The organism is Corallococcus sp. bb12-1 (genome assembly GCF_026626765.1).
GTDB classification, from domain to species: domain Bacteria; phylum Myxococcota; class Myxococcia; order Myxococcales; family Myxococcaceae; genus Corallococcus; species Corallococcus terminator.
Genome location: NZ_JAPNJZ010000024.1, coordinates 150,634 through 175,593, shown reverse-complemented (window position 1 = coordinate 175,593; position 24,960 = coordinate 150,634). Strand labels below are relative to the sequence as shown.

Here is a 24,960-nt window from a genome sequence, read left to right as displayed (position 1 = left end):
GACCCACAACGGAAGAAGCCGAAGCGCATCAAGCGCTCCGGCCTCTTTACGACTACCCCTCGCCGCCGTTGGAACCGGAGGACGACGCCGGACGTTCCGCGCCGGAGCCGCCCTCGCCGCTCCCACCACCGGTGCGACGGCGACGACGACGGCGGCGCTTGCGGCGGGGGCCTTCCGCGTCCGCCGCGCCACTCGCGCTCGCGCGCTGCGGGGGCACCTCTCCGGACTGCCACGCCTCCAGCGCCTCACGTCCTTCGCCCGTGGCCTCCACCGTCATCGCGAAGACGGCCAGCGCCTCGTTGAAGAGCGGATGGCGGCGGAAGGCGCCCGTCTTCTTGCGGCGCTCCCCGGACAGCGTGCGCTGCATCAAGAGCAACATGCGGCAGCGCTCGGCGATGCGGCGCGGCAGCCTCGCGGCCTCCACGAAGCCCGCCAGCAGGTCCTCGATGACGTGCGCGACTGACGCGCGGCCCTCGTCCTGCGACTCCTCCGCCGGCTGCGTGCGGCCAATGGGCACCAGCAGCGTCGCCAGCAGGATGGCGTCGTCCAGCACTTCGCCCGCCGACACTCGCTTATCCAGCGCCTGGGCGAAGGCGTAGAAGGTCTTCTCCCCTTCCTTGCCGTTCTCCCGCAGGTATTCGTCCACCGGCGGCAGCAGCAGCTTCAGCGCATCCAGCGCCGCCAGCAGCTTCAGCGCCGGAGCGGACACGCCGCCTCGGATGAGCCGGAAGGTCTCCTCCAGCAGACGCGCGGGCGCGCAACGCGGCAGGTCCTCCACCGCGCCCTCCATCGCCGCGTACGTGCGCGATTCGATGTCCAGGTCCAGCTTCGCCGCGAAGCGCACCGCGCGCAGGATGCGCACCGGGTCCTCGCGCATGCGCACTTCCGGGTCACCGATGGTGCGGATGAACCGCTCGTCCAGGTCGCGCCGGCCGCGCACGTAGTCAATGACCCGACCTTCGGCGGCGTCGTAGAACAGGCCGTTGATGGTGAAGTCGCGGCGGCGCGCGTCCTGCTGCGCGGTGCCGAAGACGTTGTCGTGGGTGATGAGCAGGTCCTCACCCGACGCCTCCTCCGTCGCCGCGCCCGGAGCGGGCTCCAGCTCCGTCGGGTTCGCGCGGAAGGTGGACACCTCCACGATCTTCCCGCCCTTGAAGTACACGTGCGCCAGCCGGAAGCGCCTTCCGATGAGCCGGCAGTTGCGGAAGACGGCGCGCACCTCGTTCGGGTGGGCGCTGGTCGCCACGTCGAAGTCCTTGGGCTTCTTGCCCAGGAGCAGGTCGCGCACGCAGCCGCCCACCAGGTACGCCTGGTGGCCGTGCTGGTGCAGCCGGAGCACCACCTTGAGCGCGTCCGGATCCATCTCGTCCGGGTCGATCTCCGCCGGCTCGCCGGTGCGCGTGGTGGTGGGCGCCTGGAGCTCCGGCTCGTTCGCCGCGGGCTCCGGCTCCAAGATGACGGCCTCGGGCTCCTCCGCCTCGTCGCCGGCTTCAGCGGCGGCCAGGGCGTCCTCGGCCTCCGCGGCCTTCAGGGCCTCGGTGGCGCGCCGGATTTCGTCGCTCACCTCGGGGTCGACCGGGATTGCCTCCTCGGTGTCGTCGTCATCATCGAAGCCTTCGTCGTCCCCCGCGTCCGCGGAGTAGGAGGGCTCGGTGCCGTTGTCGGAAGGGGCCTCGGGGGCCCGGGCTTCAGGTTCACTGGGACGCGCGGAGGAGTCCGCCGGCTCGGTGGCCGCGGTGCGCTCCTCCTGGCCCGTCAGGTCCAGGGGGGAAGACATAGAAAAAACCTCGTGCGCGGACCCGGAGGACTCCACCGCTGCCGCCTCAAAGGAGGCCTCTCCGCGCGCGTCGTCTCCGGGCGCGGCTGGCAGCGTTCCGCCTGGGGGCGGGGGATGGGTCGGGTCTCGCGTCATTCGCCTCGGAAGGGCAGCCGTCTATCACGCATCATCCCACCCATGGGGGTTGCGCTTAAGGACATTCTTCAAGGACGTCGAGGGTCCACCAGGGGCCCCCCGCCCGCCCTCCTGGCTCCCGGTGTCACCCGGTGCCCAGAGCCCTCCCAGGGCGCCCCGCTGCCCGCGAAAGGCGCCCTGCCAGGGGTAACAGTCAGAGCCCACCCCATCCGGGCAGGCCCCCGGTTCCGGGCAGGCCCCCGGTCTCTCGCTTGCCACATGGGCAGGCAGGCTTCAGTTGTCCCGGGAGCCCTGGAAGGCCCCGACAGGAGGAAGAAGCTCAGGTCGAGGGCTTCGTCGAGCGTCCCTTATGCGTCCGGGGCAGCGCGTGGGAGATGAGCGACACGTAGTCCACCGCCTGCACGCGGGGCGGAGGCGGCTGCGTGCCCAGCGCGGCCAGGCGCTTGCTGAACGCGGCCAGGATGTCCGGCACGGGGCGCATCGCCTTGAGCAGCGCGTTGGGCCCCTCCATCGCCTGGGACAGCGCGATGGCCGCCTGCTGCAGCGGCAGCCCGCGCCTCAGCAGGTCCTGGAACGAGTTCGACAGCGTGATGATGTTGTGCCCCGCCGTCTGCACCATCTCCACGGCGATCTTCAGCACCTGGGGCGCCGTGAGGTGGCCGTCCGCCAGCAGCACCAGCGCCGCCTGGAAGTAGTTGAAGATGGGCACCACGCGCGGCCCGTAGGCCGAGAAGTGCGCGGGCGGCGTCAGCCGGTCCAGGTGGATGAAGATGCGGCGCACCGGGTCCGCCACCGGAATCTTCTTCCACGCCTCGTGCACCCGCGCGACGTCGTCCGGGTACACCCCGCCCGCCTCCAGCACCTGCGACAGCACGCGCTCGTCCACCCGGCCCGCGATGAGGTCCGCGTAGAGCGAATAGATGAACGCGTCGGCCTCCGCGTCGTCGCCGAAGAGCACCTCCTCGGCCTCCACCGGCGCGTGGATGCGGCTCTCCAGGATGACGGGCAGCTTGTAGCCCACCTGTCCCCTGAGGGCCCGGAAGCGCCCGCGCAGCAGGTTGCTGACATTGTCCTTGAGGACGAACTCATCCCACTGGACGCCGTCCAGCTTGAGCTTCTCCTCCAGCACCGCGCGCATCTGCTTGGGGCTGCCGGACACGATGCACAGCCGCGAGTCGCCCTGCTCCGCCAGCTCCCGGATGAGCGCGGAGGCGCCCGGCACGGCGACCTTCTCGTGCGCCTTCTGGAAGGCGGTGCGGAACAGGTCGCGCAGCGACTCGAAGTCCGTCTGGAGGTACGTCTTGTCCAGGTCCCACCGGTAGATGCGACGCGGTGGGCGTGGGTCGATGCGGTCCGGCAGGCTCACCGCGCCAAACCCTCCTGGATGGCGGTGCCCAGCTCGTTCGCCACCGCCTTCGCGGCCACCTTGCCCGCGTTCGCGATGGCGCGCGCCTTGGAGCGACCGTGCGCCTTGATGAAGATGCGGTCGAACCCGAGGATGGGCGCGCCGCCGTACTGCTCCCAGTCCGTGATGTCCTTGAGCCGCTCGATGCCAGAGGACAGCATGGCCAGGCCCGCGCGCCAGCGCAGGCTCTCCTTGTAGGCGTACTGGGCCAGCTCCATCACCGTGTCGTGCACGCCCTCCAGCATCTTCAGGCACACGTTGCCCACGAAGCCGTCCGTGACGATGACGTCCGCCGTGCCGCGCGGGATGTCGATGCCCTCCACGTTGCCGGTGAAGTTGAGCCCCGTCATCTGCGACAGCCGCTGGTGCGCCTCCACCACCCGGGGCGGGCCCTTCTGCGGCTCGATGCCGTTGGACAACAGCGCCACCTTGGGCCGCTCGTTGCGGGAGATGATGCGCGCGTACGCGCTGCCCATGACGGCGAACGCCACCAGGTCCTCCGCGGTGGCCTCCACCGTGGCGCCCACGTCCAGGATGAGGCTGAAGGGGTCCTGCTTCGCCCCGCGCACGCCCCGCGTCGGGTACACCGTGGCCAGCGCCGCGCGGCGCACGCCCGGAATCAACTGGAAGTGGCGCTTGCACGCGAGCACGCCCGCGCCCGTGTTGCCCGCGGACACCAGCGCGTGCGCCTCGCCCTCGGCCACCAGCCGCGCGGCCACCGCGACGGAGGACTCGGGTTTGCGCGCCAGCGCCTCGCCGGGCTTTTCGTCCATGCCCACGAAGTCCGCCGCGTGGTGCACGGAGATGCGCTCGCCGTTGTGCTTGATGCCGGCGAGGGCCTCGTCGATGACTGGACGGTCCCCCACGAGCAGCGCGTGGATGTGCGGAGACTCCAGCGAGAGCTGGGCCGCACCCCGCACCACCTCCGCCGGGCCGTGATCGCTCCCCATCACGTCGAACGCGATGGTGATGTGCTGCGGCTTCCCCACCATGGACTCCATCCTATGAGCTTTGCTCGGCGCCCGCTCCCGACATTCTCACCTGTGTCACCAACGACAGTGCCAGGACACCCCCCAGGGCGACCAGGACCGCGCCCGTTCCGTAGGGGGCCGCCGGGCCCAACCGGGTGAATAGCAGGCCGCCCAGCGCCGGGCCCACAATGCGACCCAACGAACCGCAGGCCTGATACGCGCCCAACACCGCGCCCTGGCGTTCGGGGGGCGCATGCAGGGACACCAGCGCCGACAGGCACGGGTTCACCAGCGCCGACCCCACCGCCAACAGCCCCATCACCGGGAAGAGCCACCCGTACGTCGGCGCCAGCGGCAGGAGCGCGAGCCCCGCCGCCGTCAGCGCGAACCCCGCCACCGCCACCGGGGCCTCCCGCCCTGCCCTGCCCCCCGAGCGTGCCACCGGCCCGGTGCCAGGCGCGGGGGCCACCAGCCGGCGCACCAGCCCGCCCTGCACCAGCGCGGACAGCACCCCCACCACCGCGAAGAGCGCGCCGGAGCGCAGGCTCGCCTCCTTCAGGACGGCCGCGTCCGGATGCACCGCGTGCACCAGCCACCCGCCCTCCAGCGGCACCGCCCCGGAGGACAGGAAGCGCGTGAGGAGGAACACGGAGAAGGTGCCCTCCATCTGCGCGAAGGCCACGGTGAAGAGCAGCACCAGCACCACGCACCGGCCCACGACGGGCAGCGTCAAGACGGACGCGGCGCCCTTCATGGAGCGCACCGTGGCGGACGGGCCTCCCGGCACCCGCGTCTCCGGCAGGAAGAACCAGGTGTTGATGAGGTTCAAGGCGGACAGTCCCGCGGCGAACAGGCCGATGGCGAGGTTGCCGCCCCACGCCCCCAGGACGCCGCCCAGCGCCGGCCCCAGCACGAAGCCCAGGCCGAACGCCGCTCCGATGATGCCCATGCCCCGCGCGCGCTCGCTGGGCCTGGTGATGTCCGCCACCACCGCCTGCGCCGTGGACACGTTGCCGCCGGACACCCCATCGATGACGCGGGAGAGGAACAAGAGCGGCAGCGTGTCCGCGAAGGCGAACAGCACGTAGCCCGCGAGCGAACCCACCTGGCTCACGAGCAGCACCGGCCGCCGGCCGAACCGGTCCGACAGCCGCCCCATGATGGGCGCCGCCACCAACTGCATCAGCGAGTACACCGCGACGAGCAGCCCCACCGTGAAGGGCGAGGCCCCGAAGCGCACACCGTACACGCCCAACTGCGGAATCAGGATGCCGAACCCGATGAGGTCCAGGACGGCGATGCCGAACACCACCCGCAGCGACGCCTCCCGTGCCAACTCGAACTCCCCTCGTCCACGTGCCTTCGAAAAGAGAAAACCGCCGGAGCGCTGTGACAGCGCTCCGGCGGGCCGGGAGACTCCCACCTGTCCTGCCGTGCGTCTACATCGCGCCGGCGGACTGGATGTTGCGGTTGGCCGTGTCGCGCTCGATGCAGCCCTTGGTCATCGTGTACTGGTACGTGCCCAGCTCGTCACGCCAGTACTCGCCCTCGTAGGGCCAGTAGAGCTGATCGTCCGCGACCGCCACGGAGTACTTGTACTTCTTGACGATGGCCGTGCGGCCGCCCGCCCTGAGCTGCTCCTCCAGGAACTCCTTCTCCTTGGTGGTCGTCTCGAACTTGATGCGCAGGCCGTTGGCCAGGAGCAGCTTGAGCGCCCCCAGCTCCGTCTCCAGCTTGCCCTTGGCCATGGTGCCGGCCTTGGAGATGAGGCTGGTGCGCTGGACCTTGAGGCCCTCCAGCAGCTGCTTGGTCAGCTCCGAGTACTTGAACGTGTCGCCCTTGTTGGAGAACAGGTCCATCTCACCCTCGAGCTCCAGGATGGAGTCGTTGGTCTTCTTCAGGTCCTGATCCGTGAGCGCGAGCCGCAGGATGCGCTCCAGGAGCACGTCCGTGCCGTTCTTCTCCAGGCCGTCCTTGTTCTTCTTCTGCACGTCGGCGAGCACCGTGTAGTACTCGCTCGCGTCCATGTTCTTCTTCACGAGCGAGTCCAGCTCGTCGTGCACCGGCAGGTACGTGTGCTCGAAGTCCTGGAGGATGAGGTTGGACTCCCGGTAGCGGCAGTTCTCGTAATAGATGACGGCCTTCAGGATGAGCGCTTCCGGGAAGTACTCCTCGCGGAAGAAGGGCGACGACAGGGTGATGAGGTTGCCCAGCGCCTGCTCGTACTGACCGATGCGATAGTTGGCCCACGAGGACTCGAAGAGTGCCTCCAGCCACTGCACGTTCCCGCGCTCCACCTTGTTCAGATAGAAGATGGAGAAGCGGTTCTGCTGCATGCCGTAGTGCGTGCGCGCCAACTGCATGAACGCCAGCTCGCGCAGCGACTTGTCCAGCTTCGCCTGCTCGCCGGTGCGGCCCACCATGGGACGGGTGAGGCGAACCACTTCCTTCATCGCCTCCACCGACGCCATCACGTCCGTGTTGCCGCGCTTGGCCGCCGCGTCCTTGTGGTGCGTGCCGTTGCGGAAGAAGGCCAGGCCCTCCAGGTACTTCGCGCGCGGGTAGAACGTGTCCGTGCGCGGGATGGTCAGGGCCAGGCGCTTCACTTCCTCGAAGCTCTTGTCCGCGTTCTCCGACTGGCCGACCTGATCCAACGCGCGACCGCGCACGAAATGGTAGCGGGCCAGCAGGTAGCGGAACTCGTTGCGGAACTTCTCCGGGAACTCGTAGTTCGCGTACCGGGCGATCTCATCCAGGATGACCGTCTCGTTCTGCGTCTTGCGGCTGATGAAGAACAGCCACTCCAGGCTCGTCTTGAAGAACTTCGTGGACGGGCCTGCCGCGAGGATCTTCGAGAACTCGCCCAGCGACGAGTGGTACAGCCCCATGCGGTAGAGCGACTTGGCCAGCACGTAGCGCGCTTCGGTGTGCAGGCCCTCCAGCTTCTTGTCGCCAAGAAGCTCGTGCGACGCCATCGCCGCCTTCTCGTACTCGTCGTTCTTGAACAGCGAGATGGCCGCGTCCAGGCGCTGGCGGTCCGCCGTCTTGCCGGACACGTCCACCGCGTCAAACGTCATCGTGGGCGCGGGCGGCTTGTCGTTGTCGCCCGTGAGGTCCAGGCCCAGGCCGCCGCTCTGGGCAGGCTGCGCGGGCTTGACGGGCGCCGGGGTGGGCGTCGCGGTCACCGGAGGGGTGGCCGGATTGGCGGGGGCCGGGGTGGCTTCCGGCGCCGCGTCCGCGGTGTCTTCCGCGGGCGCGGCCTTGCCCTTGCCGCGCTTGGTGGAGGTCGTCTTCTTCTTGGCGGACGAACCCTTCTTCTTCTTCTTGGACTGGCCCGCCAGATCCAGTCCTTCGAAGGACTGGGCCAGCGTGGGGGCCGTGTACGCGAGCGTGAGCCCGAGGACGGCGAGACGGAGGAACCGGTGGGTGCGCATCATGCTCATGAACCGGAGGGGAAGAAGAAGGACAGGCCCATCTCGAAGAGGATCTGGTTGCGGAGGTACGTGGGCGTGGGCTCCCGGCCCTTCTCCACGTAGATGAGGTCGCGCAGCTCCGTGCGCAGCGTCATCCAGCGGTTGAAGAAGAAGCGCAGGCCGACGCCGATGTTGCCGCCGCCCGTGAGGTAGGACTTGCCACCCGCGATGGCCTGCCCGTCCACGAGCTTCGTCTCCGGGCCGCGGTACTGCACCACCGAGGCGCCGAGGATGCCGTACATGTCGAAGTGGACGAACTTCTCCGCCAGCAGCGACAGCTTGCCGTAGATGGGCGCCCACTGGACGTCCGCGCCGCCCAGCAGCGTGAGCTGCCCGGGGGCCTGACCGTCCAGCTCACCCTTCGTCGGCGCGCGGCAGCCGCGCGTGTCGCCGCCCGCCCCGCCATCCGTGAAGGTGCAGATCTGCGCGGAGCCGGCCACGGAGTTCACCGCGTAACCGGCGCGCAGGCTCACGCCCAGCGTCTCCGACGGGTAGTACGTGAGCGAGCCGCCGAAGATGTACTTCTTGTAGAACGCGTCTCGGATGGTGATGGACGCGGACGGGCTGACTTCAAAGCGGCCCTTCTTGAGGAACATGTGGCCGGACACCGGCCGGATGCGCTCGCGAAGGGGACCCAGGGCGTCCTTGTCCACCTCGGACACGTCACCGGCCTCCTCCTCTTGGGACCCTGCCGGCGCCGGGGGGGCGTTGGCGGGCTTGGGGGCGGGAGCCGGAGCGGCGGGCGCTGCTGCGGCGGGTGCCGGAGCAGGGGTCGCGGCGGCGGGAGCCTGGCCGGCGGCGCCAGCCAGCGCGGGCACGGCCGAGCACAGGGTCAGGAGCAGACGGAAGGCAGGCCTCATTCGGACTCCCTCCCCGTCGAGCGCAGCGGCAGGAAGATGGAGATGCCCGCGTTGAGGGTCATGATGTTCTGGATGGCGCCCTTGCTGCTGCCCAGGGGCTGATCCACGTAGGAAGTGTTGATGAGGGCCACGTTGACGGCCAGGTAGTCCTTGGTGACGAACCGCATGCCCAGGCCCAGGTCGAAGGCCGGGTTGAGGCCGCGGTCGGGCAGCGCGGAGGTCTCCGTCTTCACGACGCCCATGCCCCCCATCAGGTAGCCGTCGAAGTGGAGGATGGAGTTGAGGAAGGACACCTTGCCGTACAGCGGCGCCCACTCCACGTCACCCATGGCGGACCACTGGGGCACGGAGTTGTAGATCTTGCTGTTGAAGGTGCGCTTGGCGGTGCGCACGTCATCCGACGGCAGCACCTGCATGAGCGAGCCGCGCGCGGAGATGGCGAGCGTGTCCGCCAGGTACCAGGCGCCTCGCAGCGAACCCCCGAACTTCGAATAGAAGGGGTCGTTGACCGAGATGCTCACCAGCGGGGTGATCTCGAAGCGGTGCTTCTTCAGGTAGACCTTGCGCTGGACGCTCTTCACCCGGTCGTCCTGGGTGATGTCCGTCAACGGCATCAGCGCTTCCGGTGGGATGTCCTTCGCCTTGTCGGCGGTGGGCGGCGACGCGGGCCGGGCTTCCTCGTCCGGCGGCGGCGCGGGGTTTTCTTCGGCAGGCTTGGGCTGGGCGTCCTCGGTGAGATCGAGGCCCATGCCTTCCTGACTCTGGGCGGGGGCCAGCGCGGGCCACATCAGGCTCAGCGCAAGCATCAGCGTGGGGCGGTTCAAGTCCGGGCGCTCCGTGGGGGGGAGGGGGCGTACTGCCACCGGAAGGCAGCATGACATCAGCCACGCCATCCTATCGGCCGTATTCCCAACCATCAACCGCCGCGACGTGCCTGCTCCCTCTGATATCCAACGGTGTCCCTTCACAATTCCACCCGACCGGCGTCCCACACGTCGGTGGTTGGCGTGAAGGAGGGCTGTGCTACCGTTTCCGGCTTCTGGGTGTCGCCTTCCCCCACGCCCCCGGTTCCTTCCTTCCTAGAGGTCTCAACGATGTTCGTGCGATCCGCGCTCTTCCTCTCCGCCGTCCTCCTGCTGGGAGGCTGCGAGGTCACCACCGAGCTGGGCAAGCCGTGCCGTCTGGTGCGCAAGGCGACGGCAGAGGAGCAGGAGACCTACTCCACCAAATTCATGCCCATCCGGGAGCGGGACGTGGCGCCGGATCAGGACTTCATCTCCTTTGGTTCGCTGGACTGCGAAGACCTCATCTGCGTGCGGGACGTGGACTCCGAGCGCAGCGACGACCCGACGGCCGAGGCCCTGGGCTACTGCAGCAAGGAATGCGTGCAGGGCACGACCACGGGCTGCGAGGTGACGCGCGATGACGCGCCCGCGGGTCTTGCGCCCCGGATGGCGTGCCGCCCCCTGCTCCTGGATCAGGCGACGCTGGACGCGATCCGCGTGGCGGACGAGCAGAAGTACCGCGACACCTTCGGGGAGAACAATTCGCCCTACTTCTGCGCCGGTGCGTCCCCCCAGGCGCAGGGCAACTGACGGAAGCGCCCGCTGAACAGTCGTCTCGCGCGAAAGGGTTAGACCTTTTCGCGCGTCCCGTTCGTAAAGGCAGGGCCCGCGTTCCACACGCCCTGGAGTCCTGCCATGAATCGAACGGTCCTCTTCCTCTCCCTGGCCGGTGGCCTGGCCCTCACCGCCCTGGTGCTGGGCCTGCCCCGGGGTGAGGACACCCCGCGCCCGCCCCTCGTGGTGGTGACGCCGCCGAACCCGCCGAACCCGCCGCCGCCCGTCTTCCCCGTCGGGGCCGCGGGCTCCATCCTCGTGAAGAGCCGGCTGTCGCACCCCTACCTCCCGGTGGGCGCGTCGGAGACGTACGCGACGGTGGACCTCACCGGCATCGAGGTGGCGGGCGCGAAGCGCAGCCCCGTGAACCTGGCGGTCGTCATCGACCGGTCCGGCTCCATGAGCGGCTACAAGCTGCAGCAGGCGAAGCAGGCCGCGCGGCACCTGGTGACGCTCCTGCGGGACGAGGACCGGCTGGCCATCGTGCACTACGGGTCGGATGTGAAGAGCCTGCCGTCGCTGCCGGCGACGCCGTCCAACCGCGAGCGGATGGCCCAGTTCATCGACGGCATCTGGGACGACGGCGGCACCAACATCAGCGCGGGCCTGTCCGTGGGCCGCACGCAACTGGCGTCCGCCATGGGGGGCTCCGCCACCGTCAACCGCCTCATCCTCATGAGCGATGGCCAGCCCACCGAGGGCGTGTCGGATGAGCAGGGCCTGAAGAACGTGGTGCGGGAGATCCGCGCCTCCGGCATCACGGTGAGCTCCATTGGCGTGGGCACCGACTTCAACGAGGACCTGATGCAGGCCTTCGCGGAGTACGGCGCGGGTGCGTACGGCTTCCTGGAGGACGCAAGCCAGCTGTCCACCCTCTTCCAGCGCGACCTCCAGCAGGCCACCACCGCGGTGGCGCGCAACGTGGAGCTGTCCTTCGAGCTGCCTCCGGGCACGTCGCTGGGCGAGGTGCTGGGCTACCGCGCGCACCAGGCCGGCAACACCGTGCGCGTGGCGATGCCGGACTTCTCCGCCGGCCAGGTGGAGCGCGTGGTGGTGCGCCTCAACGTCACCGCGAACACCGCGGGCCAGACGGTGCAGGTGACGGGGCTGAAGCTCACGTACACGGACCTCATCGCCCACAAGAACGTGGAGGACCAGTCCCGGCTGACCGCGATGGCCACCAACGTGCAGGAGGAAGTGGTGCAGCGCCAGGACAAGGAGGCCACGGTGTACGCGGCCCGTGCGCGCGGCGCGCAGAACCTCCAGAAGGCCGCGGAGGCGATGAGCCAGGGCAAGAAGGACGAGGCCCAGAACTACCTGCGCCAGAACCAGGCGCTCTTCATGGAGGCCGGCAGCGTGGCGGGCGCGGCGGCGGTGGCCGAGGATCAGGCGGATCAGGCAGCGTCCATGAAGGCCTACGACGACGCGGACAGCGAGGAGTCCCAGCGCGCCGCCGTGAAGAGCAGCAAGGTGAAGGCGCTCAAGGGTTTCGGTCGGATGGGCTCCACGTACTGAGCCGTCTTCCGGGCCGGCGTCACCTGGGCGTGACGCCGGGCCGGGGCTGCCGGGTGGGCTGGAGTGGGGAACGCTCGGCCCCCTGGCCCCTTGTCGACGCGAGGCGGCATCTTCGCGATTGACCTGTGGAATCGCGTGGCCCTATCTCCGCGTTCTTCCAGGTTTCAGCCCTGGAAGGGCGCACTGGAGGCGCGAGACAGCATGGCGGCGAGCGCGAGCACCCCGTGGGTCGGGGTCATCATGGGCGGCAGAAGCGACCTCGAACACCTGCAACCGGCGATCGACATCCTCGCCGAGCTGCGCATCCCGCATGAGGTGCGCGTCGTGTCCGCGCACCGCACCCCGGACTGGATGATGGAGTACGCCTCCACCGCGGAGGCGCGGGGCCTGTCGGTCATCATCGCCGCGGCGGGCGGCGCGGCGCACCTGCCCGGCATGGTGTCCAGCAAGACGCTCCTGCCGGTGCTGGGCGTGCCCATGCCGACGACGGTGCTGAACGGCTTCGACGCGCTGCTCTCCATCGTGCAGATGCCCAAGGGCGTCCCGGTGGGCACGCAGGCCATCGGCAAGCCGGGGGCCGCCAACGCGGCGCTGCACGCGGCGGCCATCCTCTGCCTCAAGTACCCGGAGCTGCGCGAGCGGCTGGGCGCCTGGCGGCAGGCGCGCACCGACGAAGTGCTGGCCCACCGCGTGGTGTCCGGATGACGGCGCGCGTGGTGCTCCCCGGCGGCACGCTGGGCATCCTGGGCGGAGGGCAATTGGGGCGCATGATGGCGCTCGCCGCGCGCACGCTGGGCTATCAGGTGCAGGCGTTGGATCCGGACTCCACGTGTCCGGCCCGCTCGGTGGTGGACCGCTGCCTCACCGCGTCCTTCTCCGACACGTCCGCCGCGGAGGACCTGGCGCGCTCGTGCGACGTGGTGACGCTGGAGATTGAGAAGGTGTCGCTGGCCACGCTGAACGCCGTGGCCCGCTACACGCCCATGCGGCCCGGCGCGGACGTGCTGTCCGTGGTGCAGCACCGCGGCCGGCAGAAGGCCTGGCTCGCCAAGGGCGGCTTCCCGCTGGGCCCCTGGCGCGAGGCGAACTCGGAGGCGGAGCTGTCCGCGGCCATCTCCGCGATGGGCGGCAAGTGCTTCATCAAGTCCAGTGAGGGCGGCTACGACGGGCGCGGCCAGTACGAGGTGAAGGGCGCCTCCGAGGCGGCCGTCGCGTGGAAGGAGCTGGGCGAGCGCTCCGTGGTGGTGGAGGCCGCGCTGGATTTGAAGGCGGAGCTGTCGGTGCTCGTCGCGCGCGGGCCGGATGGGCAGCTGGCGGTGTACCCGCCCGCGTTCAACCACCACGAGGACCGCATCCTCGCGTGGTCGCTCTTGCCGGGTCCGCTGCCGGAGGCGGTGCTGTCACAGGCTTCGCAGGTGGCGCGCGACATCACGGCCGGGCTGAAGGTGGAGGGGCTGCTGGTGGTGGAGATGTTCCTGTTGGGGGACGGCTCGCTCCTGGTGAACGAGGTGGCGCCCCGGCCGCACAACAGCTTCCACTCGACGGAAGTGGCGTGCCTGACGAGCCAGTTCGAGCAGGCCGTGCGCGCGGTGTGCAACCTGCCCCTGGGCTCCGTGGAGGTGGTGCGTCCGGCGGCCATCATCAACCTGCTGGGCGACCTGTGGCTGAACGAAGGAGGGCCCCGCTTCGAGCAGGTGCTGGCGATGCCCGGCGTCCGGCTGCACCTGTACGGCAAGCGCGACGCGCGCAAGGGCCGCAAGATGGGCCACCTGTCCGCGGTGGGCAGCACGCCCGAGGACGCGCTCACCCGCGTGAAGGCCGCCGCCACGCTCCTGGGGATGTGACGCCCGTGAAGACGAACGCCGCCCGGTTGTTGGATTCGCTCGGCATCGCGTACAGCTTGCGCGACTACGACGTGGACCCGGACGACTTGTCCGCGGAGACCGTGGCGGCCAAGGTGGGCATGCCCGCCGAACAGGTGTTCAAGACGCTGGTGGCCAAGGGCGACCGCACCGGCGTGTTGATGGCGGTGGTGCCGGGCAACGCGGAGCTGGATTTGAAGGCCCTGGCGCGGCTGAGCGGCGACCGCAAGGTGGACACCGTCCCGCTCAAGGAGTTGCAGCCGCTCACTGGGTTCATCCGGGGCGGCGTCACCGCGCTGGGGGGCAAGAAGGAGTACCCCGTCTACGTGGACGAGACCCTGGAGCTGTTCGACACCGTCGCCGTGTCGGCGGGGGTGCGCGGCACGCAGATTCTCCTCGCCCCCGCGGACTACCTTCGCGTGACGAAGGGCAGGACGGGACCGCTGTCGCGCCCCAAGGCGTAGACCTTTTTCGCGGGCCACGCGTTCGAAGGACATTCCCGGCCCGAGGGCCGTTCCCGGGGTGTCCCGATGAATGCCGCCGTGTTGCAATTCCACCACCGCGAAGCCTTCGAACACACCGTCACGCGCGCGCTGGCGGCAGGCGCCGGGGCGGGGGTCGTGCAGTGGGTGACGCTGCGCCTGGGCATACCCATGCCGTTCACGTGGCTGGTCCCCGCGGCGGTGGTGCTGGCGTGCGCGCGGGGAGACCGGTGGGACCGGGGCCTCTTGAGCGGGCTGGGCCTGCTGCTCGTCGGCCTGCCCTATGGCCTGGGCCTGTCGCCCGGGTGGACGGTGGCGATGAGCGGCGCGGCGGCGGGCGCCCTGCTGGTGCGCGCGCGCCTCAACGAGCTGGGCGAGGAAGGGCAAGTGGCGGAGGCCCGCCCCACCCTCGTGCACTACGGCCTGGGCACCGTCCTGGGCGCGGGGCTCACCCTTGCGGGCGGCGTGGTGGCGAAGATCGTGGCCGTGCATCTGGCGTCCGTGGCCACGCCGACGCTGCTGTCGGCGGTGCTGGTGGGTGGCATCGTGGGCCTCTTCGTGGGCCTGGGCGCCATCGCCGCGCACCTGGGCCTGACAGCCGACCCGGTGGAGGCAAGAGCGGAGGAGCTGCTGCCCCAGCTCTCCGGTGACTTCCACACCCTGTCCGAACGCGCGCTGTCCCTCTACCGTCAATGCGGTCAGTCCCTGGCGAAGCTGCCCCGTGAGCCTGCGCGCGAGGAGCTGGCCCGCACGCTGGCGCGCATCACGCGCGGCGCGGTGGAGCTGGCGTCCGAATGGGCTGGCGTGGAAGCGCAACTGGAGGAGCGCGCCACCGCGGAGCTGCAGGCGGAGCGCGACAGCCTGGAGAAGAGCGCTCGCGCCAGCACCGACGCGGTGGCCCGCCGGCAGTTGGAGGTCGCTGCGGCGTCGCTGGCCGAGGAGGTGGAGCGGCTGGGTGACATGCGTCAGCGGCGCGAGCGGATCATCGCGCGACTGCGCGCGGAGGTGGCGCTGTTGGAGCGCGCGCGTGTGGCGCTGTTGTCCCTGCGCAGCGGTCAGGCGCAGCTCAAGGCGGCGGAGCTGGCCTCGCTGGCGCGTCGTTTCCGGGCTCTCTCGACTGCTCAGGGAGAGGAGGGGCAAGCCATGGACGCGGTCGCGGCCCAGGTGACGCTCGCCCAGGTCGCGCCGGTGGAAGTCGCCCCGGTGGCGCCCGTGGACGCCGCCCCGATGGCCTCCGAAGGCGCCAACGTGCCGGAAATCCAGCGGATTCGTGGGGAGTAGCGCCCCCTGAGGCCATCTTTCTCAGTTCCCGGGAAGAATGGTGGAGCCTTCCAGCAAGGGTCCTTTTTGGATGTTGGGGGCGCCTGAAGGGAGGGGGGGACTGAAGCTTCCTTCAGAGCGCGGTACATTTTAGGAGTCATGAGCCTGCCTTCCCCCAGCAAGCCCGGCCTGCCACCCCCCTGGCTGTGGAACGGTGACGAGCCGAGGGTCGCCACCGTCTTCCAGCCCATCGTCGATCTGCTCAGTGGCGAGGTGCTTGGCCACGAGGTGTTGTCGCGAGGCCTGGGGCCAGTGGAGTCCCCCAACGAACTCTTCAACCGCGCGCGCGTGGAGGGGTTCACCTACGAGTTGGAGCGGGCGTGCTGGACCGCGGCGGTGCGCCGCATCGCCACGCTGCCGCAAGAGCAGCGGCGCGGGCCCTTCTTCTTCAACGTCAGCCCGGATGTGCTGAGTGACGAGCGCTTCGGCGGCGCGTCCACGTTGGAGCTGCTTCGCACGCACGGCCTCAGTCCCCGGCAGATCGTGCTCGAAATCACCGAGCGCAGCACCTTCGAGGACACGGAGCAGCTGCGCATGCTCGCGCGGCGGTACGCGGAGCAGGGCTTCGGCATCGCGCTGGATGACTTCGGCGCGGGGCACTCCGGTCTGGTGACGCTGGTGCACAGCGCGCCGGACTTCATCAAGCTGGACCAGGCGTTGGTGCGGGACATCCACCTGCACACGTACCGGCAGCACCTGGTGAAGTCGCTGGTCACCTTCGCGCAGCGCGTGGACGCGGTGCTCATCGCCGAGGGCGTGGAGACCTGGAACGAGCTGGCCGTGCTGCTGCGCCTGGGCATCCGGCACGCGCAGGGCTACCTGCTGGCGCGTCCGGCGAACGCCCCCCAGCGTCCGGGCGAGGACTTCGCCGAGCGCTGCCGCGAGGCCATCCGCGCGCTGAATCACCGCGAGTTCGAGGACGACGAGACGGTGGGCAGCATGATCATCCGTCCCCCGTGCGCGCCGGCCGCATCGCCCGCGGTGGAGTTGGACCGGCTCTTTCGCCGCACGCCGGGCGAGGACCACGTCGTGCTGCTGGACGGCGAACAGCCGCGCGCGGTGGTGACGCGGCGGAGCTTCTACGCGCGGTGGGGAGGCACCTCCGCCGATGAGACCCCAGCGCTCGCGGACGGGGCACCCGACGCGTTGATGGTGGTGGAGGACGCCACGGCCATCACCGCCCTGGCCCGCATGGCGATGCGCCGTCCTCCCGAGGCCGTCTACGACCCGGTGGTGGTGACGGACGCGCAGGGCCACTTCCTGGGCACGGTGACGATGAAGCAGCTCATCGCGCGGGCCTCGGACCTGGAGCAGCACGCCGCCACCGGCGCGCACCCGCTCACGGACCTGCCCGGCAGCCGGATGATCGAACGGTGGATCCGCGCCGCGCTTCAAGGCAGCGCGTTCACCATCATCTACGGCGACCTGGACCACTTCGAGACTTACAACGACCGCTACGGCTTCCTCCAGGGAGACCGGGTCATCCGCCACACGGCGAACCTGCTCTCGGAGTGCCTGCACCTCTTGCCGCCCGGCTCGCACCTGGGCCACGTGGGCGGCGACGACTTCGTGCTCGTGTGTCCCGAAGGCGTGTCGCCCGAGGTACTGCGCAAGCTCTGTCAGCGCTTCGACGCGGAGCGGGTTCCCCTGTACGGACCGGAGGACCTGCGACGCGGAGGCTTCACCGCGAACGACGCGCCGGGCACGCCCATGGTGCCGGTGACGCTGAGCCTGGCGGCGGTGGACCAACGGGGCCTGTCCCCGTCACCCCACCCCGCGCAGCTGTCCGCCGTCGCCGCGTCCCTGCGCAAGAAGGTGAAGGCGCTGTCGGGCGAGTCGCACGCCAGCACGTTCCTGTTCCAGCCCGCGTCGGAGGAGTAGCCGCCGCGCGGTCAGGCTCAGGGCGTGATGGGGAGGGTGCTCACGCCCTCGAACTCCACCGTGCCGCCCCGGACGATGCCCTTCGACTGGCACCAGCCGCCGGGGACCTCCAGCACGAACTGGCTGGGGATGCCCACCGAGCGGTTCATCAGCGTGCGCGGCTCCGCGTTCTCGATGACGCCGACGATGCGGTGCTCGGAGGTGATGAAGAGCATGTCCAGCGGGATGAGCGTGTTGCGCATCCAGAAGCCCCGCACCTCCTCCTCGGGGAAGAGGAAGAGCATGCCCTGTCCCGCGGGCAGCTCCTTGCGCCACATCAGTCCGCGCGTGCGCGCATCCCCGGTGGCGGCCACCTCCACCGCCACGCGGTGCACGCCCCCGTAGGCGTCCTTCAGCCGCACGTGCGCGCGCGGCAGCCCTGGCATCACGAAGTCCTCCGCCGACACGTCCTTCGGGCGCGCTCGCGGGGCGGCGGGCGCGGGCTTCGGGGGTGCGGCGGGCGCTTCCTGGCACGCGCCGCCCACGAGCGCCAGCGTGCACAGCGCCATCGCGACACGAAGGCTCATGGGTGCTGGGGATGCAGGGGCTTGTTGAGCAGCTTCTCCGTCAGCTCGGAGCCCAGGCTGTCGGACATGAGGCGCTCCACGAGCGTCTCGAAGTCCACCCGCTGGGACTCGCTGCTGTAGATGAAGCGGATGCCCATGCCGGGCTCCTCCGCGTCACCCTTGGACCAGACGACCTCGCCCAACAGTTCGAAGGGTGCCTCGCGGTGCGGCACCGTCAGCTTGAAGAGGAAGCGCGTGCCGATAGGCAGCGGCTTCTTCGTCTTGATGAAGGTGCCACCCTTGCTGATGTTCTTCGTGTAGTCGGCGAAGAACGAATTGAGCTTCTTGTAGTCGACCTTCAGCTCGATGGGCGCACGACCATGGGTGCGCAGTTCGGATCCGCTCTTCTGTTCGGACATGCGGCCGGGGAGTATAGGGGACACCATGCGGCAAGTCCTCCCCCGCGCCAGAGGTCTGTTGGGCCGTCCGGCCGTCCTGGCCACCGTGCTGCTGCTCGCCGGTGGGGGGTCGGCCCTCGTCCTGCTCCCGCTTTTCGGCGTCCCCGGCTTCGAACTGGGCCTCGCCCTGGCCATCGCCGTCGGCCTGCTCGGGGGAGGGACAGGCATCGCCGCCGCCTTCCAGGAGCGCCGCATCCTCACCGGCGCCCTGCCCCGGCCCCCCCTGGCGGAGGCCTCCACCCTGCCCGGCACGGCCGTGGGGCGCGCCCTGGGCGCAAGCCTCCTCCTGAACCTGGGGGTGCTCATCCCCCCCTTCGTGTGTGCCCTGCTCTTCGCCCGCTTCCGCACCGCGTGCGACCCGTTCGAGCTGGCGGGGTTCTATCCCCTGCTCACCGTGCCCTCCGCCGTGCTCGCCTCCGCCGCGGGCGTCTTCCTGGGCTTTTCCACGGCCCGGCCCCGGGGCGCGGCGGGCCTGTACGCCCTGCTCCTCCTCGCGTCCCTGGTCGTCACGGTGGTGCCCATCGTCTTCGGGCCCCAGGTGTTCGCCTTCAACGTCTTCCTGGGCCACCTGCCCGGCCCGCTCTACGACGAGGCCCTCAAGATGACGGCCGCGCTGGGCTGGTTCCGCGTGGAGACGCTGCTGTGGGCGGGCGCGTTCGCGGGGCTCGCCCTGGCGCTGCTCGACGTGCGCACCGGCAGGTTGACCCTGAAGGGCGCGCGCGTGGGCGGCCTGGGCCTCGTCGCGCTCTGCGCGGTGGGCATCTGGATGCTGGAGTCCCGCGCGCCCCAACTGGGCCTGCGCATGACGGACGCGTACCTGGCGGAGCAACTGGGCGGCGTGCGGGAGACGGAGCACTTCGTCCTGCACTACCCGCGCGGCAAGGCTCGCGAGGACGTGGACCGGATGGCCCGGGACCTGGAGTTCCGCTACGTCCAGACGGCGCGCTTCCTGGGCGTGGCCCCCACGGAGCGCGTGCGCGTGTGGCTCTACCGCTCCGAGGACGAGAAGCAGCGGCTGGTGGGCGCGGGCCGCACCCAGTTCGCCAAGCCCTGGCGCACGGAGCTGCACATCCAGGACAGGCCCTTCCCCCACTCCGTGCTGCACCATGAGCTGGCGCACGTGATGGCGGCCCCCGCCGGCGCGGGCTTCTTCCGCGTCACCACCCGGCTGGGCGTGTGGCCGCTCATGGGCGTCATCGAGGGCCTCGCCGTGGCGGCGGACGACCCCGTGCAGGGCGAGCTCACCCTGCACCAGTGGGCCGCGGGCATGCGCCGTCAGGGGATTGCCCCGGACATGCGCGACCTCATGGGGCCCAAGGGCTTCTACCAATCCGCCCCGGCGCGCGCGTACACCGTGGCGGGCTCGTTCCTGCGCTACCTGGCGGACACCTATGGCGCGGACAAGCTCCGGGCCGTCTACGCGCACGCGGACTTCGACGCCGCCTACGGCCAGCCCCTGGAAGCGCTCGTCACGGAGTGGGAGCGCACGCTGGACGCGTTGCCTCTGGACGAGTCCACGCTCGCGCGCGCCTTCGCCCGCTTCCGCTCGGGCAGCCTCTTCTCCCGCGCCTGCGCCCGCGAGGTGGCCCGGCTGTCGGACTCCGCCCGCGACGCGCTCGCCAGCGACCCGCAGGACGCGCTCGTCCGCTTCCAGCGCGCCGCCGCCCTCCAGCCGGAGGAACCCTCCTTCCAACTGGGGCAGGCCGTGGCCCTGGACGCGCTGGAGCGCTCCGCCGACGCGGCCGGGGTGCTGGCCTCGCTCGCCGAACAGGTGAAGGACCGGCCCGCGCTCGCCGCGGAGGTGGCCGTGGCCCGCGCCGACGTGGCCCTGCACCTGGAGAACCTGGACGCGTCGCGCGGGTTCCTCCAGACCGCGCTCGCGCTCAACGCGGGGCCGGAGTTGACGCGCACCGCGCAGGTGAAGCTGGCCGCGCTGGAGACACCGTCGCGCCGCGCGCCCATCGAGGCGTACTTCCGCGCGCCCCAGGAGGAGCTGCGCCTGCTGCTGCTGGACCGCGCCCTGCTCGTCTCGCCGCAGGACCCGTGGCTGCGCTACCTGTTGGGTCGGCGGCTGCATCAGGTGGGTGCGCCCGCACTCGCGGCGGATCAGCTCCAACGTGCCCTGGCGGACACCGCGCTGCCGGAAGCCATCCGCCGGGAAGCCACGCGGCTGCGGATTGAAGCCGCCTACCTGGCGGGCGACTGCGGCACCGTGCGGCATGAAGTCGGTGCACTTCCGGACTACGGCGCCGCATTCCGCGCGGTCGCCACCGAGTGGCGCGAACGATGTGACTTCGAGCAGACGACCTATCGCGGACCCCTGGTGCCGCGTCAGGCTTTCCGCTAGACGCGGGCGACACATTCCGGAGGTGGACGGAGCATGCGGTTCGGCAAGCAGCAGCGGATCCAGGGCACAGTGGATGAAGTGGAGCGCGCACTCCTCGACGAGCGCTACTTCCCGTTCCTCCTGCAGCACCACGGAGTGCTGTTGGAGTTGCAGCCCCTGGAGGTGAAGGTGGACGGGGACCGCGTGCACCGCCGCGTCCGCTACCGCCCCAAGCCCGTCATCGCCACCATCGGCACCAAGAAGGTCCCGCCCGAGTGGTTCGCCTTCATCGAGACGTCCACCTACGACAAGCGCAAGAAGGAGCTGGCGTTCACCAACACGCCCACGTCCCAGACCATCTCCAAGATGATGGTGAACACGGGCGTGCTGCGGCTGCGCGACCTGGGCAATGGCCAGACGGAGCGCACCATGGACGGGGAGATTTCGCTCAAGCTGCCCTTCCTGCTCAAGGCCGTGGCCTTCATCGGTGAGAAGGTCATCGAGTCCGAGGGCCTGAAGATCCTCGACAACGAGGTGCCCGTGCTCAACCGCTTCATCGCTGAAGTCATCCGCGCCAAATAGTCAAAGCGCGCATCGCGGGCGGGGCCTGGGAATGGGTTGACACCCATGCGGTTGAACCCATAAGGCCCCGCCATGCACAACCGCTTCCTCGCCCTCTGCGCCGTCTTCCTCCTGGCTGCGTGCGCTCCGAAGCGCATTGCCGGCACGGAGTTGCAGGACACCGACGACACCCGCGCCATCCTCGCCGTCATGGAGCGCTACCGCGCGGCCCTGGAAGCCCGCGACGCGAAGGCCATCCAGGCCCTGGTGTCCCCCAAGTTCCGCGACGACGGCGGCACCGAGGACCCGGAGGACGACCTCACCGCCGCCAACATCGGGCCCCACTTGGAGGCGCTCTTCACCAAGCTGAAGGACCCCAAGGTGGAAATCAACGTCCGCCGCGTGCAGTTCCGCGAGGACGAAGAGGTCGCCTACGCCATCTACTACTGGAACGCGTCCTGGCGCATGCCCGGCCTCAACGCCCGGCCCCAGCAGGACTCGGAGCTGGAGCAGATGATCTTCCAGAAGGTCGACGGCGACTGGAAGATCGTCTCCGGCATCTAGGCCGTCACACGCCGACCAGCGCGCGCAGCCCGTCCGGCCCCATGCCGCCCAGGGCGCGCGCGCGTGACAGGTACGTGCGGTAGTCCTTGGGCGCGAGCTTGTCCGCGCCCAGCGTGGACAGGTGGTAGTCGCGGATGCGGCTCGTCGTGAAGCGCACCGCGCCGTAGAGCGCATGGCCGAAGAGCGCGGCCTTCTCCACCTCCGCGAGCGGCCGGGCGTCCTGGTAGCCGCGCAGGAACGCCTGGCACAGCCCGGGCTGGTAGCCGCCGTCGAAGCACCACGCGTTGAGGGTGATGGCGACATCGCGGGTGTACGCGTCCACGCACGCCATCTCGAAGTCGAAGAAGGCGCCCACGCGGTCGCCCAGCCACTTCACGTTGTCCAGGAAGAGGTCCGCGTGGATGACGCCCCTTGGCTCCAGGCCCGGGTGTTCGGCTTCCGCGCGCGCGAGCAACCCCTCCAGCTCCCCGGCCACCGCCGCCAATTCCGGCTCCGGCCGCTGCCTCAATCCGGCGAGCCAGCCCTTCACCACCTCCGGGCCGTAGGGGTTGCCCCGCGAGCCGCCGAAGGACTGCGTGGTGCGGTGCAGTTTTCCCAGCTCCGCGCCCAGCCGCTCCAGCACGTCCGGCGTCAGCTGGGCCCGGGTGAACTCCTCTCCCGGCAGCCACTTGAAGACGCTGATCCTCCCGCCGTGCATCTCCAGGAAGGGCGTGGGCCCTGTCGGCACGAGCAGCACCGGCGCCGGGAAGTGCGCGCGCGCCAGGTGCTCCAGGAGCGCGGCCTCGAAGCGCAGGTCGTCCGGCGAGCGCACCGTGGTGTGACGCACGAAGACGCGGCCCGCGTCCGTCTCCAGTCGGTGGTTGGTGTTGATGGAGCCCTGGGGGATGGGCGTCATCCCGCGCACGGCGCCCAGGCCGTATGCGTCCGCCACGTGGGTGAATGCCTCGGGGGGAAGTGTCGTGTAGACCGCCATCGCGTGCCTCCAGGGCTTGCCGCCCCTCGTGCGGACAGCCCCCACCCGTTGACACCCCGGGAGGGCGGACCTATCTGTCCATGCCCGTCCTACTTCGCATAACTGTCTGAAAATCTTCAATATTTGCGCGAGAGGCCACCCCATGGACACGTCGGGTCGCGGTGACTGGAAGCGTCGCGAGGGTCTGGGCAGCGCGCTGCTCCAGATTGGCATCGTCGCGGTGGTGCTCGCGGCGGGAGTCGCCTGGTACGTCCACCGGGGACAGGTGCGGCAGGAGGTGGACGCGCACCTGCGCGCGGCCCGCTCCGCGGCGCTGAAGGGCAACCCCAGCGACCTGTCCATGGCGCAGCAGCAGTTGGAGACGCTCTTCACGCTCTCCCCCGACTCGCGCGACGCGCGCGCCCTGTCCGCCGACATCCAGACGATGCTGTGGTTGGACCATCACCAGCCCGGCGCGGATGCGAAGGCCCGCGAACAGTTGGACCGGGCGGAGGCCATGGGCTCGCGCTCCGGAGAGCGCTACGGCGCGCGCTCGCTGCTGCTCATCGGCGAGGGCAAGACGGCCGAAGCGCAGAAGCTGCTGGAGGAGTTGAAGGCCCAGGGCGCCAACAGCCCCAAGCTGACGCTGGCCCAGGCCCGGCTGCTGCAGAAGCAGGGACGGCTCTCCGAGGCCCGGCAGGCGTTCGCGCGCGCGGCGGAGGGGGCGTGGAAGGATCCGCGCTTCTCCACGGCCTATGGCGAGGCGCTGCTCGACGAGGGGCTGTTCCCCCAGGCGGTGGAGGCCTTCTCCCGGGCCACCTCCGCGAACCCGGATCACCTGCTGGCGAAGGTGACGTCCGTGCTGGCGCAGCTGTACTCAGGACGCAATCCGGACAGCGTGAAGGCGACGCTGGAGGAGCTGGGCACGCGCGGCAAGGAGCTGACGCCCGCGCTCCAGGCCCGCATCGCGGTGGCTCGGGCGGAGATGGCGCTCGCGAAGGGCGCGCCCGACGAGGCACTGCCCCTGACGGACGCGGCGCTGAAGGCCTCTCCGGACGAGCACTACGCCCTCTTCACCCGGGCTCGCGCGCTGGCGGCGAAGCAGGCGCCGGAGGCCCGCGCGGCCTTCGAGGCAGCGGTGGCGAAGCACCCCACCGCGCCCCTGCTGGCCCTGGATGGAGCGCGCCTGCTCCAGGCACAGGGTGACGGCGCGGGGGCGCTGGCGCTGCTGGAGGCCTACGAGAAGACCTTCCGCGAGGTGAAGGTGACCACGTCGGACGGCAAGTCGGTGGCGGCGCTGGACAAGGACGACCGGTACTGGCTGTCGCGCGGAGGCGTGATGGAGCAGGCGGGCCGGCAGGACGACGCGCTCGCGGCCTACGACAAGGCGCTCGCGGCGCGGGGCGTGGGGCTCGCGCGGGCGCAGTACGCCAAGGGCGCGCTGCTGCTCGCACGCAAGGACTTCGAGGGCGCCCGGACGCTGCTGTCGGCCGTGGCCCCGGACACCGGCGCGGGCAGCATGCCGGAGGCGTACGCGGCGCTGGGGGAGCTGCTCTTCGCCCAGGGCGACTTCGCCGCCGGGTGCCAGCAGCACTACTTCGCCCTCGTGCGCGCCCGCGCCCAGGGCACGCCGCCAGCGCTCATCGCCACGCGCGCCGACGACATCAAGAAGCGCCTGGAGACCTCCGGACAGCCCGCCATGGCCAAGGCGTGGCTCACCGAGGCAGGGCCCCTGTTCCAGCAGCAGTAACGAGAGGAGGGCTACAGCAGCTCGGAGGGGTCCAACCGGCGCTGCTTCGCCTTCATCACGCGCCACTCCCCGTCGGCTTCCTTCTCGAAGATGCCTTCGATGGAGTAGGCGTTCAGCACGCTGTCGCGCGCCAAGTCCTCCAGCTTGTCCGCCTGCGAGCGGCCGAAGATGAAGCGCGCCTGGAACTCGGCCTGCGTGGGCGTCACCTCGTGCACTTCGATGTCGGTGGTGAAGATGCGCACCCACTGACCGCGCAGCACCTGCGCGGCCAGGATGCGGTGCACGTCCTGCCGGCTCCAGCCGTCCGTCGTCTTGAAGCGCTCGGACACGCCGTCCATCACCCCGCCGACGTCCTTCTCCTCCGCGGAGCGCGTCATCGCGATGATGCGACGGGTAACCGCGTCCTTCACCCCCGGCTCCTCCCGGGGCCAGAGGTAGAGCACCAGCGCGGCGGCGACCAGCGCCGCCATGCCGCTCACCACCCGCGAGCGCGTGACCAGCATC

22 protein-coding genes are annotated in these 24,960 nt (G+C 70.2%); 11 read left to right on the top strand and 11 right to left on the bottom strand.

Annotated features, from left to right (window positions below; genetic code table 11):
• Positions 1 to 52: 52 nt before the first annotated feature.
• The 7 genes from pcnB to OV208_RS28285 all read right to left on the bottom strand — a co-directional run bounded on the left by pcnB (position 53) and on the right by OV208_RS28285 (position 9,445).
• A complete protein-coding gene (gene pcnB / locus OV208_RS28315) occupies positions 53 to 1,777 on the bottom strand; it encodes a polynucleotide adenylyltransferase PcnB (RefSeq protein WP_267577032.1) in 1,725 nt (574 codons plus the stop codon).
• Between the two features lie 454 nt (positions 1,778 to 2,231).
• Positions 2,232 to 3,278 (bottom strand): phosphatase domain-containing protein, encoded by a 1,047-nt coding sequence (locus OV208_RS28310; RefSeq protein ID WP_267577031.1) that lies wholly within the window; start codon positions 3,276 to 3,278, stop codon positions 2,232 to 2,234.
• Complete coding sequence (gene plsX, locus OV208_RS28305; protein WP_120538377.1) at positions 3,275 to 4,309, bottom strand: phosphate acyltransferase PlsX; 1,035 nt, start codon at positions 4,307 to 4,309, stop codon at positions 3,275 to 3,277. The genes OV208_RS28310 and plsX overlap by 4 nt, the downstream gene beginning before the upstream one ends.
• Before the next feature lie 10 nt (positions 4,310 to 4,319).
• Positions 4,320 to 5,624 (bottom strand): MFS transporter, encoded by a 1,305-nt coding sequence (locus tag OV208_RS28300; protein WP_267577030.1) that lies wholly within the window; start codon positions 5,622 to 5,624, stop codon positions 4,320 to 4,322.
• 103 nt (positions 5,625 to 5,727) lie between these two features.
• Positions 5,728 to 7,725, bottom strand: coding sequence for an adventurous gliding motility protein GltC (gene gltC, locus OV208_RS28295; protein WP_420715055.1), 1,998 nt, complete (start codon positions 7,723 to 7,725; stop codon positions 5,728 to 5,730).
• Between the two features lie 2 nt (positions 7,726 to 7,727).
• Positions 7,728 to 8,621, bottom strand: coding sequence for an outer membrane beta-barrel domain-containing protein (locus OV208_RS28290; RefSeq protein ID WP_267577029.1), 894 nt, complete (start codon positions 8,619 to 8,621; stop codon positions 7,728 to 7,730).
• Positions 8,618 to 9,445, bottom strand: coding sequence for an outer membrane beta-barrel domain-containing protein (locus OV208_RS28285; RefSeq protein WP_267577028.1), 828 nt, complete (start codon positions 9,443 to 9,445; stop codon positions 8,618 to 8,620). The genes OV208_RS28290 and OV208_RS28285 overlap by 4 nt, the downstream gene beginning before the upstream one ends.
• A gap of 270 nt (positions 9,446 to 9,715) precedes the next feature.
• Here OV208_RS28285 and cglC point away from each other — a divergent pair, with 270 nt between their 5' ends.
• The 7 genes from cglC (at position 9,716) to OV208_RS28250 (ending at position 17,300) form a co-directional block, all read left to right on the top strand.
• Positions 9,716 to 10,216 (top strand): adventurous gliding motility lipoprotein CglC, encoded by a 501-nt coding sequence (gene cglC / locus OV208_RS28280; protein WP_267577027.1) that lies wholly within the window; start codon positions 9,716 to 9,718, stop codon positions 10,214 to 10,216.
• Between the two features lie 105 nt (positions 10,217 to 10,321).
• Positions 10,322 to 11,755: a vWA domain-containing protein gene (locus OV208_RS28275; RefSeq protein WP_267577026.1), complete on the top strand. Its 1,434-nt coding sequence runs from the start codon at positions 10,322 to 10,324 to the stop codon at positions 11,753 to 11,755.
• 201 nt (positions 11,756 to 11,956) lie between these two features.
• Positions 11,957 to 12,460: a 5-(carboxyamino)imidazole ribonucleotide mutase gene (purE, locus tag OV208_RS28270; RefSeq protein WP_267577025.1), complete on the top strand. Its 504-nt coding sequence runs from the start codon at positions 11,957 to 11,959 to the stop codon at positions 12,458 to 12,460.
• Positions 12,457 to 13,599 (top strand): 5-(carboxyamino)imidazole ribonucleotide synthase, encoded by a 1,143-nt coding sequence (gene purK, locus OV208_RS28265; protein ID WP_267577024.1) that lies wholly within the window; start codon positions 12,457 to 12,459, stop codon positions 13,597 to 13,599. Before purE ends, purK begins: the two co-directional genes overlap by 4 nt.
• Before the next feature lie 5 nt (positions 13,600 to 13,604).
• Entirely contained in the window at positions 13,605 to 14,081 is a 477-nt protein-coding gene (gene ybaK, locus OV208_RS28260; protein ID WP_267577023.1) for a Cys-tRNA(Pro) deacylase, read from the top strand.
• A gap of 66 nt (positions 14,082 to 14,147) precedes the next feature.
• Positions 14,148 to 15,380, top strand: coding sequence for a hypothetical protein (locus tag OV208_RS28255; RefSeq protein ID WP_267577022.1), 1,233 nt, complete (start codon positions 14,148 to 14,150; stop codon positions 15,378 to 15,380).
• Between the two features lie 138 nt (positions 15,381 to 15,518).
• Positions 15,519 to 17,300 (top strand): GGDEF domain-containing protein, encoded by a 1,782-nt coding sequence (locus tag OV208_RS28250; RefSeq protein ID WP_267577021.1) that lies wholly within the window; start codon positions 15,519 to 15,521, stop codon positions 17,298 to 17,300.
• 17 nt (positions 17,301 to 17,317) lie between these two features.
• Here the strand turns inward: OV208_RS28250 and OV208_RS28245 are convergent, their stop codons facing one another.
• Positions 17,318 to 17,866: a DUF192 domain-containing protein gene (locus tag OV208_RS28245; protein WP_267577020.1), complete on the bottom strand. Its 549-nt coding sequence runs from the start codon at positions 17,864 to 17,866 to the stop codon at positions 17,318 to 17,320.
• Positions 17,863 to 18,264 carry a TIGR02266 family protein gene (locus OV208_RS28240; protein ID WP_120535495.1) on the bottom strand — a complete coding sequence of 134 codons (402 nt, stop codon included), beginning with the start codon at positions 18,262 to 18,264 and terminating at the stop codon, positions 17,863 to 17,865. The genes OV208_RS28245 and OV208_RS28240 overlap by 4 nt, the downstream gene beginning before the upstream one ends.
• A gap of 25 nt (positions 18,265 to 18,289) precedes the next feature.
• Here OV208_RS28240 and OV208_RS28235 point away from each other — a divergent pair, with 25 nt between their 5' ends.
• From OV208_RS28235 to OV208_RS28225, 3 genes are all read left to right on the top strand, one after another.
• The gene (locus OV208_RS28235; RefSeq protein ID WP_267577019.1) at positions 18,290 to 20,650 is read left to right on the top strand and encodes a hypothetical protein; all 2,361 of its coding nucleotides are present in this window, start codon (positions 18,290 to 18,292) and stop codon (positions 20,648 to 20,650) included.
• 33 nt (positions 20,651 to 20,683) lie between these two features.
• On the top strand, positions 20,684 to 21,211 hold the full coding sequence (locus OV208_RS28230) for a hypothetical protein (protein WP_267577018.1): 528 nt from the start codon (positions 20,684 to 20,686) through the stop codon (positions 21,209 to 21,211).
• Between the two features lie 72 nt (positions 21,212 to 21,283).
• The gene (locus OV208_RS28225; RefSeq protein ID WP_267577017.1) at positions 21,284 to 21,754 is read left to right on the top strand and encodes a nuclear transport factor 2 family protein; all 471 of its coding nucleotides are present in this window, start codon (positions 21,284 to 21,286) and stop codon (positions 21,752 to 21,754) included.
• Positions 21,755 to 21,758: 4 nt separating this feature from the next.
• Here the strand turns inward: OV208_RS28225 and OV208_RS28220 are convergent, their stop codons facing one another.
• Positions 21,759 to 22,727, bottom strand: coding sequence for a homoserine kinase (locus tag OV208_RS28220; RefSeq protein WP_267577016.1), 969 nt, complete (start codon positions 22,725 to 22,727; stop codon positions 21,759 to 21,761).
• A 142-nt stretch (positions 22,728 to 22,869) separates the two neighbouring features.
• On the opposite strand from OV208_RS28220, the gene OV208_RS28215 reads away from it, so the two are divergent.
• On the top strand, positions 22,870 to 24,456 hold the full coding sequence (locus tag OV208_RS28215) for a tetratricopeptide repeat protein (RefSeq protein ID WP_267577015.1): 1,587 nt from the start codon (positions 22,870 to 22,872) through the stop codon (positions 24,454 to 24,456).
• A gap of 11 nt (positions 24,457 to 24,467) precedes the next feature.
• Here the strand turns inward: OV208_RS28215 and OV208_RS28210 are convergent, their stop codons facing one another.
• Complete coding sequence (locus OV208_RS28210; protein WP_267577014.1) at positions 24,468 to 24,959, bottom strand: hypothetical protein; 492 nt, start codon at positions 24,957 to 24,959, stop codon at positions 24,468 to 24,470.
• Position 24,960 lies beyond the last annotated feature (1 nt).